Consider the following 18,931-nt stretch of genomic DNA (forward strand, 5'->3'; position numbering starts at 1 on the left):
TAACGGCTTGGAATAACGGGTTTGACGGGATTGATGGGGCGGTCCGGTCACGTGAGGATAAAGCCCCCGAACACTTGGGAGGAATTAATGCGAGGAAAATTCTTAGGGTTTGCCTTTGCTGCTTTGGCGGCTGGCGCTTTGGCATTTACCGGCGCGGCAAGCGCGCAGGATAAAAAGGTGACAATCGGCGTATCGATCCCGGCTGCTGACCATGGCTGGACAGCCGGCGTCGTCTATCATGCCGAACGTGTTGCGAAGCTTTTGATGCAGGAGCATCCGGGCCTCAATGTGATCGTCAAGACATCGCCCGATGCCGCCAGCCAGGCGAACGCTTTGCAGGATTTGGCCGTCCAGGGACTTGATGGACTGGTCGTATTGCCGACCGATCCTGATCCGCTTGTTAACGCGATCAAGGAGATCAAGGATAAGGGTACTTTTGTAGCGCTTGTTGATCGCGCTCCAAGCAACAATGATAACTCGATCCGCGATCTTTATATTGCTGGTAACAATCCGGCTCTTGGTCAGGTGGCTGGTGAATACATCGCCAAGAACACACCAGATGCTCAGGTCGTTGTTATTCGCGGTATGCCTATTCCCATTGACCAGCAGCGTCAGGATGGTTTTGACAAAGGTATCGCAGGCTCAAACGTCAAGGTTCTTGATCGCCAGTATGGCAACTGGAACCGGGATGATGCTTTCCGCGTGATGCAGGATTTCCTGACCAAGTATCCGAAGATAGATGTCGTCTGGTGTCAGGATGACGATATGGCTGTTGGTGTTCTCGAAGCCATCAAACAGGCCAATCGCGACGACATTCAGTATGTTATCGGTGGGGCTGGTTCCAAGGACATGATCAAGAAGGTCATGGATGGCGACAAGCTGATGCCGGTTGATGTGCTTTATCCACCTGCAATGGTTTCAACTGCGATGGAACTGGCTGCTGGCCACTTCTATGATCAGATCCCCGTCAGCGGCGAATATATCCTCGACGCAACACTGATCACAAAGGACAACGCTGAGCAGTTCTACTTCCCGGATTCTCCGTTCTGATATCTGAATACGCGCCCGCTTTGTCGGGCGCGTATTTGCATTATCCCGATATGAGTTTGAGTTTTAATTGGAGGACTTTTGATGAAAACGATCAAAGGCCCCGGGATTTTTCTCGGGCAGTTTGCAGGCGATGAAGCGCCATTCAATACATGGGACGGCATTACCAAATGGGCTGCAGAGAAGGGCTATGCCGGTGTGCAGGTGCCGACATGGGCAAGCCAGTTGATCGATCTGAAAAAAGCCGCCGAATCTAAAGATTATTGTGATGAATTCGCCGGTGTTGCGCGTGAAAACGGCGTTGAAGTCACCGAGCTTTCGACGCATTTGCAAGGCCAGCTTGTCGCCGTGCACCCGGCTTATGACGAGGCGTTTGATGGTTTTGCGGTGCCAGAAGTGCGCGGCAATCCCAGAGCGCGTCAGGCATGGGCGGTTGAGCAGGTCAAAATGGCAATCCGCGCTTCGCGCAATCTTGGCATTGGCGCGCATGCAACCTTCTCAGGCGCGTTGGCTTGGCCGTTCATCTATCCGTGGCCGCAGCGTCCCGCCGGCCTTGTTGAAACGGCTTTTGATGAACTGGCGCGTCGCTGGTTACCAATTCTTGATCATGCGGATGAGCACGGCGTGGATATCTGCTACGAAATCCATCCGGGCGAGGACCTGCATGATGGCGTGACGTATGAGATGTTTCTGGAGCGGGTTAAGAACCATCCGCGCGCAAACATGCTCTATGATCCATCGCATTACGTGCTGCAATGTCTGGATTACCTCGACAATATCGACATCTACAAAGACCGTATCAAGATGTTCCACGTCAAGGATGCCGAGTTTAACCCGACCGGGCGTCAGGGCGTTTATGGCGGTTATCAAGGCTGGGTTAATCGCGCGGGTCGCTTCCGCTCACTTGGTGATGGTCAGGTCGATTTTGGTGCTGTGTTCTCGAAAATGGCAGCCAATGACTTTGACGGCTGGGCTGTTGTCGAATGGGAATGCGCGTTGAAACACCCCGAAGACGGTGCGCGTGAGGGTGCCGAGTTTGTGAAGCACCATATCATTCGTGTGACCGAAAAGGCGTTTGACGATTTCGCTGCCGGCGGCACAGATGATGCTGCCAATCGACGTATGCTGGGATTGTAAGGCGTATCCCGAAACGTGCCTAGCGATTTTCGGACGAGATACGCGATAAAATAACAAGTGAGAGCGCCGATCTGAGGAAATCAGATCGAGTGCGCTCGGAGGAACCACGATGAGCATTGAAGCAAAGACCAAAGAAACAGCCAATCCGCGTATCCGTTTGGGTATGGTTGGTGGCGGAGCGGGCGCTTTCATCGGTGGCGTCCATCGCATGGCGTCGCGGCTCGACAACCGTTTTGAACTGGTGGCAGGTGCGCTTTCGTCTTCTGCGGAAAAAGCGCAGGCTTCGGGGCGTGAGCTGGGACTTGCGGAAGACCGCATTTATTCGAGCTATAAAGAAATGGCGATCCGCGAAGCGCGTCTTAAAAGTGGCATTGAAGCGGTGGCCATCGTGACGCCGAACCATGTGCATTATGATGCCGCGAAGGAGTTTCTGCGCCGTGGCATTCATGTGATCTGTGATAAGCCACTGACTTCGACCTTAGCTGATGCGAAGAAGCTTAAGAAAGTCGCTGATGAGAGTGGCGCATTGTTTGTGCTCACCCACAATTACACTGGCTATCCGATGGTGCGACAGGCGCGCGAAATGATCGCCAATGGCGAGCTTGGCGATCTGCGTGTGGTGCAGGTCGAATATGCGCAAGACTGGCTTACGGAAGCGGTTGAAGAAACCGGGGCCAAGGGCGCAGTCTGGCGCACCGATCCGGCACAATCCGGACTTGGTGGAGCAACGGGCGACATTGGCACCCATGCCTTTAACCTTGCATCCTTTGTGACTGACCTCACACTTGAAAGCTTAGCAGCTGATCTTGACAGCTTTGTTCCGGGACGCCGTCTTGATGACAATGCGCATGTGATGCTGCGTTTCGCTGGTGGTGCCAAGGGTATGCTCTGGTGCAGTCAAGTCGCGCCGGGTAATGAAAACGCACTGCGTTTGCGCGTCTATGGCACCAAGGGTGGGATTGAATGGGCTCAGGAAGACCCGAACCGACTGTGGTTTACGCCATTTGGTGATCAGAAACGTCTTATCACTCGCGGTGGAGCAGGCGCGGGCGATGCGGCAGCGCGTGTTACACGAATCCCGGCTGGGCACCCGGAGGGTTATCTCGAAGCTTTTGCAACGATCTATACGGAAGCTGCGAACGCAATTCAGGCGCGACGTGACAATGCGAAGGTTGATAGTGCGGTCATTTATCCAACCGTTGATGACGGGGTGAGGGGCGTATCATTTATCGATGCTTGTGTGCGTTCGTCCAATAAAAACGGAGGATGGGTTAGTCTCTGATACCGTGAGAGATTAAATTAGAAGCGTCGCCGTTTTCGGCGGCGTTTTTGTTTGGGTGTTTAGTTCCTCTTACCTTTCAAATTGTTTCGCCGCAGAAAAGCCATCTTGATTTCATGTCTGGCGCAAACGGGCCTGAAAAAAAGCCGACCCTCGTTGCTGGTTGCTCTTGTAAGGCGTGCGTGTTCAAAAATTTCGAAAGCGTGCCATGCAGAAGTTTCGTCCCACAATCGCCAGTGGACCATTGTGTCTTTTAACGGCGCTCTATGTTCTTATCTTTACAAATACCTCATTTTGGTATGCGATCAGCACTTATTATGCTGATGCCCCGTTTAGACTTGCGGGGATCGCTGTCGTTCTGCTTTTGCTTTATGTTGCATTATTTGTTCTGTTTTCAGCAAAATATATTATCAAGCCAATGCTGATCTTTTTTGTGATGATTGCAGCGGGTGGCTCCTATTTCACAGACACGTTTGGTACGATTATTGACAAATACGTTGTCGAGGCGGCGCTTACGACGACGCAGGCAGAATCTGGTGCGCTGCTTACCTCAAGCTATCTCTGGCATATGACATTATTTGGTATTGTGCCTTCGCTGTTGATCGCTTGGGTACGGGTAAAACATCGCCCGATACTCTCCAAGTTGCTGGTGAATACAAGCGTTATCTTAAGCTGTGTGATCGTATCTGTTGTGATAATCGGTTCGAATTATGCGGCCTATTCTTCCATGTTCCGCGAACATGGCACTGATATTATGCAGAAGATTATGCCAAGCACACCTATTGCGAGCACAATTCAGTATGTTTCACACGTATATAAAAATCGCGATATCGTAATGGAGCCATTGGGTTTGGATGCCAAGCAGATGCTTACGCAGCTGCCAGCAGGCAAAAAGCTGGTGACCGTTGTCGTGGTCGGCGAAACAGCGCGTGCCGAGAATTTCAGCCTGAATGGATATGCGCGTGAAACCAATCCAGAATTGAAGAAGCGCGATGTTATTGCTTTTACAGATACATCAAGCTGTGGCACCGAAACCTCCGTTTCGGTGCCGTGCATGTTTTCGCCTTTCACGCGTGAGGATTATTCCAACACGAAGTTCCGCGGCTCAGAAAACCTTATGGACATTCTCAAACATGCGGGTGTGCAAACGAGTTGGTATGAGAATAATACTGGCAGTAAGGGCGTTGCCGAGCGCATCAAGCTGGTTGAGTTGCAGGCTTCACACGACAAGCGCTATTGCGAGGGCGGTGAATGTCTTGATCAGATTTTGATCGATAATCTGTCGAAACAACTGAACGAAACAACAGACAATGCGACTATTGTTTTGCATATGACGGGTAGCCATGGCCCAGCCTATTATCGTCGTTACACGGCGGACTATGCGGGTTTTCAGCCAGACTGTCGCTCAAATGACTTTGCTAAATGCTCGCATGAGGAAATCGTCAACGCCTACGACAACTCCATTCTTTACACGGATCATATTTTGTCTGAAGTTATCGATCTCCTGAAAGCACATCAGGACAAATTTGCATCTTCGATGATTTATATGTCTGATCACGGCGAATCGCTCGGTGAAAATGGTCTCTATCTTCACGCGGCACCCTATTTTATTGCGCCATCGCAGCAGACCCATATTCCGTTTATCACGTGGTTTTCGCCGGATTATGCCGCCGATACGGGGTTGAATCTTGATTGCTTGCGCAAAACAACTGCTGAGCCGTCCTCACATGACAATTTATTTCATACGGTACTTGGCATGATGGCGGTTAAAACATCCGCCTATGATCAGAATCTTGATCGGTTTGCAGCCTGCCGAAAGCCGCATGATGTTGCATTAAACTAGTGTGGTGGATTTAAAGTTCGTATCATTCGCGCTGCATTCACCTCGATGAACTTTAAATCCGTAAACCACACTAGATTCAATAATTTGCTGGTATGGCTTTGGACCCCAAATTCGCTCAGTTGGTTGCTTTGCAGTGAAGCGAATTTCGGGTCCGCCATACTAGAAATAAAAACCCCGCTCGGTGAGCGGGGTTTTTTTTACTGGGCTTATCAAACGTAGCGGTTAACGACGTTTTCCAGATACTCCTGACGGCCAGATTTTGGCTGCGGGTTGATATTTTTTGTTTCGACTTCTGACGCGATTTGCTCCAACGAAAGGCTGGTGGCGAGCTTTTTGCCGAAATCGCCAGACCAGCCAGCGTAGCGTTCATCCAATGGCTTGGTCAGCGCGCCGTCTTCAATCATGCGAGCAGCAGCCTTGAGGCCACGTGCACAGCAATCCATACCGCCAATATGGCCGATCAGCAGATCCTGTGGATCAAGCGACTGACGACGTAGTTTGGCATCAAAATTGGTGCCGCCATTTTTGAAGCCACCGTCGAGCAGAACCTGATAATAGGCAAGCGCCATTTCTGGTACATTGTTCGGGAATTGGTCTGTGTCCCAGCCAGATTGATAATCATTGCGGTTCATGTCGATGGAGCCAAGAATGCCGAGGCTGCGGGCCAGTGCCAGTTCATGCTCGAACGAATGACCGGCGAGAATTGCGTGGCCCTGTTCGATATTGACCTTCACCTCATTCTCAAGACCATAGCGCTTGAGGAAGCCATAAACCGTGGCAACGTCATAATCGTACTGATGCTTTGTTGGCTCCTGGGGTTTTGGTTCGATCAGGATTGTGCCCTTGAAGCCGATCTTGTGCTTGTATTCGACCACGAGGTTGAGGAAGCGTCCCATATTGTCGAGTTCGCGTGTCAGGTCGGTGTTGAGAAGAGTTTCATAACCTTCACGGCCGCCCCAAAGCACGTAATTGTCGCCACCAAGACGTTTCGTAGCGTCAAGACAGGTTTTGACGGTGGCGGCTGCAAAAGCAAAGACTTCCGGATCAGGATTGGTCGCAGCACCGGACATATAACGGCGATGTGAGAAAAGGTTCGCCGTGCCCCACAAAAGCTTGATGCCGGTTTCAGCCTGCTTCCGCTCGAAAATGTCGACGATGGCTTCGAGGTTCTTTGTGTTCTCAGCGAAGTTGTCGCCCTCCGGACGAACATCGGCATCATGGAAGCAATAAAATGGCGCGCCGAGCAGCGAGAAAAATTCAAACGCAACATTGGCTTTTAGCTTTGCAGCTTCAAGACCATCCTTGTACCAAGGGCGGTCGAAAGTGCGTCCGCCGAACGGGTCTCCGCCTTCCCATGCAAAGCTATGCCAATAGGCGACAGCGAAACGCAGATGATCTTCCAGACGCTTGCCCATGACGATTTCGTCTGGGTTATAGTGGCGGAACGCCAGTGGATTATCGCTGTCTGGGCCTTCGTAACGTATTTTCTGGATGTCTCCGAAAAATCCGGTGCTCATCATATTCCTCCGATTAAGATGATGGATAAAATGCGCGCGCTCTTATGCGAGAGGGCGCAACGCGGGATAAAGTGCGTGATAGCGCTGATAAGCTTCGTCATAAGATGAAAGCAGCGCCTGTTCAGGTTCGATGGTGAGGGCCGTGCGCGGGGGGATGCAGATCGCAAAAGGATCAGCACCGCTTGCAGCAATCAGCCCGAGACGTGCGGCCCCAAAAGCTGCGCCAAAGTCTCCTTCTTCAGGCAGTGAAATTGGGACATTCAATGCTGTTGCTATGGATTTGAGCCAATAGGCAGACCTTGAACCGCCACCGACCGCGATCAGCGATTTGATCTCAGTTCCAGCTGATTGCAGTGCCACAAGATTATCGCGGATGGCAAAAGCCACACCTTCAAGGACTGCCTGCGTCATTGCTTTGCGATCGGTCTCATGGTCGAGACCGCTGAAGACACCACGAATTTTAGCGTCATTATAAGGTGTGCGCTCGCCCGAAAGATAAGGCAGGAAGGTCGTGCTTCCCGGGGCATTGAGTGTGCTGCCCAGTTCTGCATCCAGTTGATGTGCGCTGGTGCCGGTGACACGGGAGAACCAATCGAGCGCACTCGCAGCCGACAGGATTACACCCATCTGATGCCATGTATCGGGAAGTGCATGGCAGAAGGCGTGGACGGCACTTTCAGGCTTTGGCTGATAAGCACCATTGGCAGCAAACAACACGCCCGATGTGCCCAGCGACACGAAGGCATGACCGGGCTGCACTGTTCCCATGCCGCAAGCGGATGCAGCATTGTCCCCCGCTCCCCCTGCAACAACCGGAGCGGTTGAGAGCCCCCAACGAGCCGTCAGTTCAGCACGCAAATTTCCGGTTGCGTCGCTGCCTTCCGCAAGCGCTGGCATATGGTTTTCGGTGAGGCCAGTCTTGGCGAGCAGTTCCTGCGACCATTTACGTGCACCGGTGTCGAGCCAGCTCGTGCCAGCCGAATCCGACATATCGGATACATATTCGCCGGTAAGCCAGAGACGCAGATAATCCTTTGGCAAAAGCACTTTGCGCGTGCGTGCGAAAATATCCGGTTCATTGCGCGCGACCCAAACGAGTTTAGGCGCCGTAAAGCCTGGGAAAACGATGTTACCGGTGATGGCACGGAACGCCGGATCAGCGTCGAGTTCGGCAGCTTCTTTATAGCTACGCGTATCGTTCCAAAGAATACATGGTCGTAGCACCTGATCATTTTCATCGAGCAAAGTTGCGCCATGCATCTGGCCTGAAAGACCAATCCCTGCTACGGCTGCCAACTCTTTTGGATGTGCAGCCCGAAGACCATCAATGGCTGTTTCGCAAGCCTTGATCCATTGTGCGGGATCCTGTTCGCTCCACCCAGGATGTGGGCGAGAGACGTCAAGTTCGCCATGGGCAGAGCCTATGACGGCCTGATTGTCATCAATCAGCAGCGCTTTGACGCCTGATGTTCCAAGATCAAGCCCGAGATACATGTTTGCTCCAGTCGAATTGCGCTATGCCCCAAGCCTCAATAGGGCTGGGGCAGGTTGTCTTTGAGAAAGATTTCGATGCGAATGTGTTCCTGTCCCGGCACGATGGAAAGGCGGTCCGCTGTCGCTTTGAGAACACGGATGGCACTGCGAATTTCATGCCCTGCATCTTGTGCCAGAACGGCATGGATAAGGCCTTCTTCCAGCGCCTGTGATGTCACGTCGTCCCGCTCATGGGCAACAACCAGAGGGCGAGGGCCGCGATGGGCATCGAGTGCCTGTACCAGGCCATTATTACCCGCGCCGAGGCTATAAATACCGGCAATGTCACTGCGCTTATTGAGCAGCTCACGGACCAGTTTTTCGACGCGTGCGCTTTCGTCAAAGCCTTCAAGAACGGGTAAAATTTCCCGACCCGGAAAGTCAGTTTCCATAGAGTGTTTGAAACCTTCAAAGCGCTCCTGATGGTCACGCACTTTCAGCGAACCTGCAATGACGGCAATAGCGCCATCGGTTCCGCTGGCAAAAAGCCCAAGCAGACGCGCCGCAGTGCGCCCCGCAGCGCCGTTATCTATGCCGACATAATGCGCGCGTGACGAGTCACCCAGATCAGAAACGAGCGTCACCACATGAATGCCAAGTTCTGTTAATTTCGCGCAAGCGCTACGAACCGGATTGGTGTTTACCGCTACAAATGCGACCCCATCAGGTTTACGGATAGCGCTTTCATTGAGGGCCTTTACGAGTGCAGCCTCGTCAAATGCTGGAACAGGAATCAGGTTGATCAAGACACGCTCGGACGGACCGCGTTCTTTCGCAGCCTCAATTTCTGCCCGAAGGCTTAGCATGAAGGTGTTTTCATTATCCGGCAAAATGAAATCGAACTGATACAACCTTCCGCGTGCGAGATTAGCAGCACTTACATCTCGTACATAGCCAAGTGCATTCATCGCTTCCGTAACGCGTTCGCGAGTCTTGTCCCTTACACCGGGGCGATCATTGAGCACACGGTCAACCGTGGCGAGGCTAACACCCGCAGTTCTGGCTATATCGTGGACGGTAGGTTTCATGCTCGCTCCTCGCTGCGGAACATAGGAGTAAAAATGAGGTACGTAAATCAGAAAAATGCTTGCTATTCATTTTTGTTTGCGTATCAATTGCTGCCGAGGATAGGGGTCGTGCGCGATGCGTAAGGCTCGACTGGAGTGATCTGGGCGTTTAGCGCCACTGGGAGGATCAGCCAGATATAGGAAATAAGTTGTCTCGATAGAGGCTGCTTTGTCGTACCAAACTCCGGGGGCGGTTTCGTTCGGGGCGAGGTCTTGTATCAGCCGACATGGCGTCGGTGGTGTTTGGAGGAACGTGCATGAAACGTCGTAATTTTTTGACAGGTGCGTTGGTTGCCGCAGCTTTGGGCATTGGTGCAATGGGGGCTGCACCAGCATTCGCATCGCCGGAAAATCCGGTTATCGGCTTTTCTATTGATGATCTTCGAGTAGAGCGTTGGGCGCGTGACCGCGATTATTTCATCGCAGCAGCGGAAAAGCTGGGCGCCAAGGTCAACGTTCAGTCGGCTGACGGCAACGAAGAAAAGCAGGTCAAGCAGGTTGAAAATCTGATCTCGCAGGGCGTTGATGCCATCGTGATCGTACCTATGAATTCCAAGGTTTTTGACGCTGTTGTGGCCGATGCGAAGGCTTCTGGCATCAAGGTTTTGTCCTATGACCGCCTGATCCTCAATGCAGACATTGATGCTTATATTTCATTCGATAATGAACGCGTTGGTTTCATGCAGGCGGAAGCTGTGCTGAAGGAAAAGCCAGAAGGCAATTATTACCTGCTGGGCGGTTCTCCAACCGACAACAATGCGAAGTTGCTTCGTGCTGGTCAGGAAAAGGCGCTGAAAGAAGCGGTTGATTCCGGCAAGGTCAAGATTGTTGGCTCGCAGTGGGTCAAGGAATGGAGCCCGACTGAAGCGCTTTCGATCATGGAAAATGCACTGACTGCAAACCAGAACAAGATTGACGCTGTTGTTGCTTCCAACGACGGTACAGCTGGTGGTGCAATTCAGGCTTTGGCTGCTCAGGGTCTTGCGGGCAAAACAGCAGTTTCCGGCCAGGATAGCGATCTCGCCGCTGTAAAACGTCTGGTTGATGGCACGCAGACAGTGACTGTTTACAAGCCGCTCAAGCTGATTGCTGAAGAAGCTGCAAAGTTGACGGTTCAGCTGGTTCGGGACGAAAAGCCCGAATTCAACGGCAAGATCGACAATGGTTCGAAGGAAGTTGATACATTGCTTCTCACGCCGACTGCTGTGACGAAGGACAATGTCGACATTTATGTCAAAGACGGCTTCTACACGAAGGAACAGATCGAAGGGAAGTAAGCTTCTTTTCGGTGAACTTGGAATAAGTTGATAGATCAGACGCTGGGCATTTTTCTTTTGGCGTCTGATCTTCAGCAAATCTTGGTTGGCCAGTCTATGACAGCGTTGTCTATGGTCAATTCGCGTTGTGAAACTGCTGCCCGAAATACTGCCTCGAAATACTGCAAGGTCGTTAATTTATGTCCGAATATCTTTTGGAAATGCGAAACATCAGTAAGGATTTCAACGGCGTGAAGGCGTTGGATGGAATTTACCTGAAAGTTCGTCCGGGAGAATGTGTCGGGCTCTGCGGTGAAAACGGCGCGGGCAAATCGACACTTATGAAAGTGCTTTCGGGTGTTTATCCTTATGGGACCTGGACGGGCGAGATTTTCTGGGAAGGCAAGGAACTAAAAGCCAACGGCATTCGCGATACGGAAGAGGCTGGCATCGTCATTATCCATCAGGAATTGATGATGGTGCCACATTTGTCGGTCGCAGAAAACATCTTCTTGGGTTCTGAGCCGACAACGGGCGGCTTCATTGATTATGACCAGATGAATGCACGGGCGACTGAGTTGCTCGCACGCCTCAAGATCTTCGACATCAATGTCGCGCTGCCAGTTTATCACTATACGGGTGGTAAGCAGCAGCTGATCGAAATTGCAAAAGCAATCAATAAAAATGCCAAGCTTCTCATTCTGGATGAGCCGACTTCGGCGCTGACTTCATCCGAAACGCGCATTCTGCTTGATCTGATCAAGGATTTTAAAGCGCAAGGCATGGCTTGTGTCTACATCTCGCACAAGCTTGATGAAGTGGCCGAAATTTCTGACACGGTGACTGTTATTCGCGATGGCGCACATATTGCGACGCGCCCGATGGCAGAACTCACAACACCGGATATCATCACGATGATGGTCGGTCGTGAAATGAAAAACCTTTTCCCGCGTGAGCCGCATGACATTGGCGAAGTGGTTTTTGAAGCGCGCAATGTAAGCTGCTGGGGGGTTACAAACCCCGATCGCAAAGTGGTCGATGATGTTTCTTTCGAATTAAGGCGCGGTGAAATTCTTGGCATCGCAGGTCTTGTCGGCGCAGGGCGTACGGAACTTGTCTCGAGTCTATTTGGCGTCTGGCCCGGTGTGCATCAGGGACAAATTTTTCTGGAAGGCAAAGAAATCAAAATCCGCACGCCGCGTGATGCGGTGCAGCAGGGCATTTGTATGGTCCCCGAAGACCGCAAACGCGACGGCATTCTGCCGATCATGCCGGTCGGTCATAATATGACGATTTCGGTGCTTGATCGCTTCTCATTGCGTGGTCTCATCGACAAGGAAGCGGAACTTGCAACGATTCAGCGCGAAATTCTGCGTCTGAAAGTGAAGACCGCCGATCCGATGCTGGCAATTGCGTCTCTATCGGGCGGCAATCAGCAAAAGGCAGTTCTTTCTAAAATGATGCTGCCTGATCCAAAGGTGCTTATTCTTGATGAGCCAACACGCGGTGTCGATGTCGGTGCGAAGTATGAAATCTACAAGCTGATATTCGCACTTGCAAAGCAAGGCGTGGCAATTTTGATGGTGTCGTCGGAAATGCCAGAGGTACTTGGCATTAGTGATCGTGTTCTCGTCATTGGCGAGGGCAAATTGCGCGGTGATTTCCCAAATGAAAATCTCACCCAAGAGAGGGTTCTTGCCGCAGCAATTGGCAAGCCTGCAACCAATGCGGCCTAGTTTTTTTGAACATTGAACCGCAACTAATCTAACCGGTGCATGACATGACGTTGACAGGCAAAAGCCTCAGAAAATTTTTATCAGAATATAAGATCGTGGCGCTGCTCATTGTCGTCGCTTTGATCTGGGCATTCTTTGCGGTCATGACTTATGATCCAGAAATGGGTCGGTCGCAGTTTTTGACGGCGCGTAACTTCTCAAATCTTCTGCGTCAGATGGCGATTACCGGCATGTTGGCCTCAGCCATGGTGTTCGTCATCGTGGCGGGTGAAATCGACTTGTCTGTCGGGGCTTTGCTCGGCCTTCTGGGAGGCGTCGCGGCGGTGCTCGATGTCATCTATGGCTGGCCTTTATGGGCGACGATCAGCACTGTGCTTGTTCTAGGCGTGATTTTGGGTGGCTTTAACGGTTGGCTGACGGCCTATCTCGGTATTCCCTCCTTCATCGTCACACTGGGCGGACAGCTGGTTTTTCGCGGGATCGTGCTTGGCATTATGGGCGGCGTTACCATAGCGCCAATATCGTCAGACTTTAAATATCTGGGGCAGGGCTATTTACCAGAATGGTTTGGCAATGTCTGCGCTATGGCCTTGTTCGCTGTGCTCATATTGATCACGCTGCGCACGCGCGCCAGCAAGCGTAAGCACAATCTGCAAATGCTTTCGCCCGCTATGGAAATTGCGCGTTTGGTTGGAACGGGCATACTCATTCTCGGCTTTATTCTCGTCCTGAACAGCTATCAGGGCGTTCCATTTCCGGTTCTCGTGTTGCTTGTTATCCTTGGTGTTTTCACCATCATCTCACGGCAGACAGTCTTTGGGCGCCACATTTATGCGGTCGGCTCCAATCTGGAAGCAACGCGGTTTTCGGGCGTCAATGTTAACTTCGTCAAGATGGCTGTGTTTGCGCTGATGGGGCTGATGGCGGCTGTCGCAGGCCTCACCACCACAGCGCGTCTTGCAGCAGGTACGCCATCGGCGGGTTTTGGTGGCGAACTGGATGCTATCGCTTCCTGCTTTATCGGCGGCACGTCAATGCGTGGCGGTGTCGGCTCGGTGATCGGTGCACTGGTTGGCGCGCTCATCATGTCGAGCCTCGACAATGGCATGTCGATGCTGGGCGTCGATACATTCTGGCAGCAGATTATCAAGGGCAGCATTTTGGTGCTGGCCGTATATCTCGATATCGTATCATCTGGGACCCGCCGCGCTTAAGAAAAAGTAAGGCGGCTGGGTGCGGGTGGGGGCGTGTCGCGCAAAACCTTCGTGGTTTTGCGCGACATTTTTTATTGTACGTCGTCGCTTTTACGCCCAATGCTCAGCAACTGATACATAATCAGAGCGGCAAAGGTTGATGTACCAATACCACCAAGTGCAAAGCTTCCGATGTTAACTGTGAAGTCACCGGCGCCAAAAATTAGCGCAACGCCAACGGTAAAAAGATTGCGTGGATCAGCAAAATTGACCTTGTTGACCACCCAGATACGGGCCATTGCCGAAGCAATAAGACCAAATACCGATACGGCAAGACCGGCCAGAACAGGCGCGGGAATGGTTTGCAGGATTGCGCCAAACTTTGGTGACATCCCAAGTGCAATGGCCACAATCGCGGCGATCACAAAGATCAGTGTCGAATAGACTTTCGTCATTGCCATGACGCCAATGTTTTCCGCATAGGTGGTCACGCCTGTGCCGCCGCCGGAACCTGAAATCATGGTGGCAATACCATCACCGAGAAAACCGCGACCGATATAACGATCCATGTTTTGGCCGGTGATTGAGCCAAGTGCTTTGATATGGCCGAGATTTTCAGCAACAAGAACGATGGCAACAGGCGCGATCAGTGTGACTGCAGGCCATGTAAAAACAGGTGCCGTAAAAGCTGGCAGGCCAAACCAAGGTGCAGCACCGACAGCTGCAAAGCTGATGCCGGGTACAAAGCCCAAGCCGTTACCGAAAATCAGCACGAGACAATAGCCGAACAGGAGCGCCAGCAATACGGCGATGCGCTTGGTTGCGAGCGATCCATAGGCGGAAATCATCGCCATGCAAAGCACGGTCAGCAACGCAATTGTCATATGTGCGCCTGAACCTTTAAGTTGGCCAACAGCCACAGGTGCGAGGTTCAGACCAATGGCAACGCCAATCGCGCCAGTAACCGCCGGAGGCATAAGCTTTTCAACCCAGCCTGTACCGACCGCCATAACGATCAGACCAATCACGGCATAAAGCGCGCCGCAGGCGATAATACCGCCAAGTGCGAGTGCGATATTTGGGTTAGGTCCGCTACCAGCATAGCCGGTGACTGTAATAACCACCGCGATGAATGCAAAGGAAGAACCGAGATAGCTTGGAACACGCCCGCCGGTCATCACGAAGAATAATAGCGTTCCGATGCCGGAAAAGAAGACTGCTACATTTGGGTCAAAACCCATGAGCAGCGGTGCAACGATTGTGGAACCGGACATAGCCAGCAAATGCTGGATGCCCATCGGAACCGCTGCCGCGGTTGGAAGACGCTCGTCGGGCAATACGGTGCTGTCGTTGGCTAGACGCCATTTCGGGAAATAAGACATAGCCCCCTCTTGAGATGTTTATCGAGAAGGGATTATCTGCAATCTTTTGAAATCGCTAGACGCTTTAAAGGATTCAAACCAGTATTTTCGCTTTGTGATGTGACATATTTTTCAAGTGCTCGACGATTTTAATGTTTGATATTATGCGAACGACAGCCCATGGCGCGGAGTTTTCCCACGCAGACCCCAATCAGGTCAAAAAAAAGGATGTCAGCAAACACAAGAATTGCCGATTTTCAGAACAAATGTTCGCTCTGTTTTCCGTGGCGATCTGCTCATCTGTGTTCATTTTGTTCCAATTTAAGATGTTTAGGGCTTGCGGTTTAAGTCTTTATATCTTAGGGGTTTTTTCATGGTCCGGAGCGTAGCGCAGCCCGGTAGCGCACTTGACTGGGGGCACGATATACGTAGCCCGATTTCTTCAATATAATCAGTAATTTGTTAGCTAGCTCACAACCTCGGTGGGACGCAATGTGGGAGTTGCCGCCTCCATCGCAACTGCAATGTCGTCCATAACGGCGTGAGCATACTTGGCCGTAGTTGCGACATCTTCATGTCCGAGCATCCGCTGCACTACTCGGATATTTGATTTTCTTAATGTTCTCGTAGCCATAGTATGGCGCGTGTCATGAAACCTAAAATTGCTTACACCTGCTGTCGCTACAGCTCTTCGGAATGCCGTTTTTAAACCAGCTTCAGTGAGTGGATAGCGCTCTCCTCTAATTAAGCCTTTGCGCTTATCTGTGCGGAGGGCTGTGTATGTAAACACACAGGTTTTATGGTGCCCAATACATTTTTCGATGATTTGATGTAGTCTGGGGGTTAAGGGTAATGTGCGGGCTTTACCTCCTTTTCCGGTAACGGTTATCATTTTTCCATCCAAGTCGATATGTTCCCACCGAAGAGCTAGTATCTCCATGCGGCGACATCCGCTAGAGAAAGCAAACTCCACTGCTACATCGTAGCCTCTGGATAGAGTGTTTCCTATTGCGTTTTCTTCTTTTGAGCTTGCTTCACGAATGCGCTCTTTTGGTTCTTTAAGAATTAGTTCAGACCATTTGACATCTGCGACCACGGCTTTCCAGACGGTCCGTGCTCTGTTCATGATGTGCCGAAGAGGTTGAGTAACGGTGCGATTTACAGTGCTGTTTGATATGCGACCGTTTTGCTTATCAGCAACGTTATGCCGCTTCTCTGTTCGACGATCTGCAATAAGACGGGCAATTACTTGACTGTCCACCTCTTGTAGAAGTGTAGCGGACCCTATTTTTGCCTGCAGCCACCCAATATTTCGGAGAGAGGTTTCGGGGTTCGCATGATAGCGAGCTACTTCGTCCCAGTATCTGCTCACTGCTTGGCCGAACGTCAAGTAACCACAATTTGCTGCTTTTGCTTGGCGAAGTTCATTTTCCGCCTTATCGCGAATTTGCTTTTCTAGCTTTTTCGCTTCGCGCTTTGAAGTGCTTCCCGTGTCGCCTGAATATCTAACTCCTGCGCATACGAAGTCGTAAGAGTACGTTTGCCTGCCGGGACGCTGATAGACTGACATTGGCTAGTCTTTCTCTGAGATTTGAAATCATTGATATTTTCGAGTGTGAAGCGCATTTGGGGTCTAGCTGCGCCAGCACTCACATTGATAAAAGAAATTGCGCCTGCCTTTGCGAGCGCACGCACTTGTTGGACAGATGTGCGAAGAAGATTTGCCACTTCCTCAGTTGTGAAGAGCTGACTTTCATGGGATTTGTGAAGGCTACTGGAAGGTGAAGTGGCGGGGTTGCCCGAGCGAATAAATTCCACCACGTCTCGGGTGACAAATACCTCTACTCCGTCAGCACGCGAATACCTTTTCAACTTTGACTTCGGTATTTTCGCCACTTCAGCAACGCTAACACCCAACAAATGCGCGATGTCCTTCGAAAATAAAAAAGGTGTATTGGACACAGGATAGAGGTGAGGAGAGGCTCGTCTGTCCATCTCCGTCATTTCCTCAGCCAATCGAAAGACTGATTGCCGCTGCCGCACTGGCGTGATCGTAGCTTCTCGATTTCTTGTCGCAGCAGTTTCCATTTCTTGATAGCTCAATGATTATGACTTGCTACCCCCAGCTTTTTCTATTTCTTTGCTTGGGAAATGCAGGCCAGATTACAATTTCTTTGAAGTAAAGATTGCCATAAAATAAGGGTGGTTATCAAGAGTGAATTACACTAAGTCATTGATTTTTATGGTTTATATATAAGATTTCGGTGTAGTCAAAATAATGAAATTTGTTGCACCGCAATCATGAAAATCATGAGCTAACATCTATCGAAATTGCGTTTGGCTCGCTTCAATATTGGAATGAAACCTGTTGAAGAGAAGTTCAACTGGCGAATGTGCGGCTAGACAGCACTCATAAATTAGTTACCGTTCATAGAAGATCTTTGACCTCATCAATTCAGAATTCATCTGAAAGAATACGCTGAATGTCCCATTTTTTCGATCAACTAAGAAATGGCCTACAGGTAACCGAGAACGATGCAAAACAAGACCGAATAACCCTTAAGCTCAAGCGCTGGCAGTTTGAGGGTACGGTTTATGAATTTGAAGCTTTCAGTTCACGCTTATCAAATACATTTTGTGACAATGGCATTCAGCGTCGAATATTCAACAAACAACAAGGCGATGTCGGGCGAGCGATTTGGCCAATTCAGGGGGGAACGGGAACAAGACGCTACTATGCACCTCCCGGGACGCCGCTATTTTCAGGCCGATTAAGAGGCTACCAATCTTCATTTACAATGGATCGCGAACAGAAAGTTTGGCAGTTAATTGCTGAGCTTTCTATAAATCCGACGCGGGCACTAGTCTATGAAAGTCGTGCCGTGTATCTCGCAATTGCATCCAATGAAAACAAGGACAAAATTGAAACTACGCTTTTTGCGAGGAATAAGCCCTATATAGGCAATATTTTCCCCTTTATTAGTGGAGATAATTTCGAACAGGGATCAAGGCTTCATAGGACGTTATTTCGCCAACCAAATTGGGACATGCATATTCGGCGCTATTGGGGGGGGATAGTGAACCTTTTTGATAGTGTACTAGGCTGCGCCGCCGCTGACGCCGGTGGCAATATTGTCAGATTAAGAGATGAGAGGCTTACTCTACAAGCTATTGAGACTTATTGGGATATTCGCGAAAATGACCCCGTTGCAACAGTTGCAGCGCTTGAAAGGCCATTTCGCTCATTGGGCTCAAATTCCTCAATTCAGTGGTACTCTTTACCTGAGAACGCAAAAGCGAAGATCAGAAGTAGAGGTGTAGTTATCGGGGATCATGATAATTCGCCCGTCATTAAGATACGGGTGGCTAAAGCCACCGAAATAAAAATTTATGCAAAAACTACCAGTTTTGTTCGAATTGAAGTCACTCATGTACAAGGTGCTGCTGATATTGGATCATTTACTTCAAGCGACGCTGATGGAATTTTCGTTTGGATAGACAAGTGTAAGAAAAAATCTACAGATAGATTAAATAATTTGCTAATTTCATTAAAGAATAATTTCTCAAATTCTAACTCTTTAGAATATGAGCCTCAAAGATTGATTTACGATTTATACAGCGTTTATAAAGATTGGGACTTAGCTATTAAAGTTCTTGGTATGCTTATACACTCTGGTAAAATTGAGGTAAGAAAAAGTTCACCCATCGGGAAAGAGATTAAATCCTTAATAAAAAATAAGATAATTATTAGGGTTTCACCAAGAAACTCTGAAATTCGTATATTTCATGTTTCAGAGAGATATCGAAAGGCTTTAGATGCCTTAAGTTATCGTTCTTGATGACGACGAAAGTGCTTAAGTCCATCCTCTTCAACAATTTATGTCAATTGGCGCGGCGGCTTTAGACGTCGCGCCCTTTGATTGAAGAGGATGGGCAATATCGCGTCGACGTCATCAAATTAA

General features: G+C 50.3%; 14 protein-coding genes. 8 read left to right on the forward strand and 6 right to left on the reverse strand.

Going from position 1 to position 18,931, the window contains the following annotated elements:
• Positions 1 to 87: 87 nt before the first annotated feature.
• From U2P60_RS04030 to U2P60_RS04045, 4 genes are all read left to right on the forward strand, one after another.
• Positions 88 to 1,050: a substrate-binding domain-containing protein gene (locus U2P60_RS04030; protein ID WP_313829339.1), complete on the forward strand. Its 963-nt coding sequence runs from the start codon at positions 88 to 90 to the stop codon at positions 1,048 to 1,050.
• Positions 1,051 to 1,131: 81 nt separating this feature from the next.
• The gene (locus U2P60_RS04035) at positions 1,132 to 2,184 is read left to right on the forward strand and encodes a sugar phosphate isomerase/epimerase (protein ID WP_313829340.1); all 1,053 of its coding nucleotides are present in this window, start codon (positions 1,132 to 1,134) and stop codon (positions 2,182 to 2,184) included.
• A 109-nt stretch (positions 2,185 to 2,293) separates the two neighbouring features.
• Complete coding sequence (locus U2P60_RS04040) at positions 2,294 to 3,466, forward strand: Gfo/Idh/MocA family oxidoreductase (protein ID WP_313829341.1); 1,173 nt, start codon at positions 2,294 to 2,296, stop codon at positions 3,464 to 3,466.
• Positions 3,467 to 3,671: 205 nt separating this feature from the next.
• On the forward strand, positions 3,672 to 5,306 hold the full coding sequence (locus U2P60_RS04045) for a phosphoethanolamine transferase (protein WP_413571424.1): 1,635 nt from the start codon (positions 3,672 to 3,674) through the stop codon (positions 5,304 to 5,306).
• Positions 5,307 to 5,515: 209 nt separating this feature from the next.
• Here the strand turns inward: U2P60_RS04045 and xylA are convergent, their stop codons facing one another.
• From xylA to U2P60_RS04060, 3 genes are read right to left on the reverse strand one after another with little or no spacing between them, the layout of a single operon-like run.
• Positions 5,516 to 6,823, reverse strand: a complete 1,308-nt coding sequence (xylA, locus tag U2P60_RS04050; RefSeq protein WP_413571426.1) for a xylose isomerase — start codon at positions 6,821 to 6,823, stop codon at positions 5,516 to 5,518.
• Positions 6,824 to 6,865: 42 nt separating this feature from the next.
• On the reverse strand, positions 6,866 to 8,317 hold the full coding sequence (xylB, locus tag U2P60_RS04055; RefSeq protein WP_413571427.1) for a xylulokinase: 1,452 nt from the start codon (positions 8,315 to 8,317) through the stop codon (positions 6,866 to 6,868).
• Positions 8,318 to 8,352: 35 nt separating this feature from the next.
• A complete protein-coding gene (locus U2P60_RS04060) occupies positions 8,353 to 9,384 on the reverse strand; it encodes a substrate-binding domain-containing protein (protein ID WP_313829346.1) in 1,032 nt (343 codons plus the stop codon).
• A gap of 296 nt (positions 9,385 to 9,680) precedes the next feature.
• Between U2P60_RS04060 and xylF the strand changes: the two genes are divergently transcribed.
• The 3 genes from xylF to U2P60_RS04075 all read left to right on the forward strand — a co-directional run bounded on the left by xylF (position 9,681) and on the right by U2P60_RS04075 (position 13,629).
• Positions 9,681 to 10,700 carry a D-xylose ABC transporter substrate-binding protein gene (gene xylF / locus U2P60_RS04065; protein ID WP_313829347.1) on the forward strand — a complete coding sequence of 340 codons (1,020 nt, stop codon included), beginning with the start codon at positions 9,681 to 9,683 and terminating at the stop codon, positions 10,698 to 10,700.
• 179 nt (positions 10,701 to 10,879) lie between these two features.
• Positions 10,880 to 12,415: a xylose ABC transporter ATP-binding protein gene (locus U2P60_RS04070; protein ID WP_413571430.1), complete on the forward strand. Its 1,536-nt coding sequence runs from the start codon at positions 10,880 to 10,882 to the stop codon at positions 12,413 to 12,415.
• A gap of 44 nt (positions 12,416 to 12,459) precedes the next feature.
• Complete coding sequence (locus U2P60_RS04075) at positions 12,460 to 13,629, forward strand: sugar ABC transporter permease (protein ID WP_313829351.1); 1,170 nt, start codon at positions 12,460 to 12,462, stop codon at positions 13,627 to 13,629.
• Positions 13,630 to 13,700: 71 nt separating this feature from the next.
• Here U2P60_RS04075 and U2P60_RS04080 read toward each other — a convergent pair whose 3' ends face one another.
• The 3 genes from U2P60_RS04080 to U2P60_RS04090 all read right to left on the reverse strand — a co-directional run bounded on the left by U2P60_RS04080 (position 13,701) and on the right by U2P60_RS04090 (position 17,072).
• Complete coding sequence (locus tag U2P60_RS04080) at positions 13,701 to 14,990, reverse strand: solute carrier family 23 protein (protein ID WP_413571432.1); 1,290 nt, start codon at positions 14,988 to 14,990, stop codon at positions 13,701 to 13,703.
• 445 nt (positions 14,991 to 15,435) lie between these two features.
• Positions 15,436 to 16,539 carry a tyrosine-type recombinase/integrase gene (locus U2P60_RS04085; RefSeq protein ID WP_413571433.1) on the reverse strand — a complete coding sequence of 368 codons (1,104 nt, stop codon included), beginning with the start codon at positions 16,537 to 16,539 and terminating at the stop codon, positions 15,436 to 15,438.
• Entirely contained in the window at positions 16,425 to 17,072 is a 648-nt protein-coding gene (locus U2P60_RS04090; RefSeq protein ID WP_413571434.1) for a helix-turn-helix domain-containing protein, read from the reverse strand. Before U2P60_RS04090 ends, U2P60_RS04085 begins: the two co-directional genes overlap by 115 nt.
• A 380-nt stretch (positions 17,073 to 17,452) precedes the next feature.
• Between U2P60_RS04090 and U2P60_RS04095 the strand changes: the two genes are divergently transcribed.
• Positions 17,453 to 18,808 carry a hypothetical protein gene (locus U2P60_RS04095; protein WP_413571435.1) on the forward strand — a complete coding sequence of 452 codons (1,356 nt, stop codon included), beginning with the start codon at positions 17,453 to 17,455 and terminating at the stop codon, positions 18,806 to 18,808.
• The last annotated feature ends 123 nt before the right edge of the window (positions 18,809 to 18,931 follow it).

The organism is Brucella sp. H1_1004, assembly GCF_047308065.1.
Taxonomy (GTDB): domain Bacteria; phylum Pseudomonadota; class Alphaproteobacteria; order Rhizobiales; family Rhizobiaceae; genus Brucella; species Brucella pseudogrignonensis_B.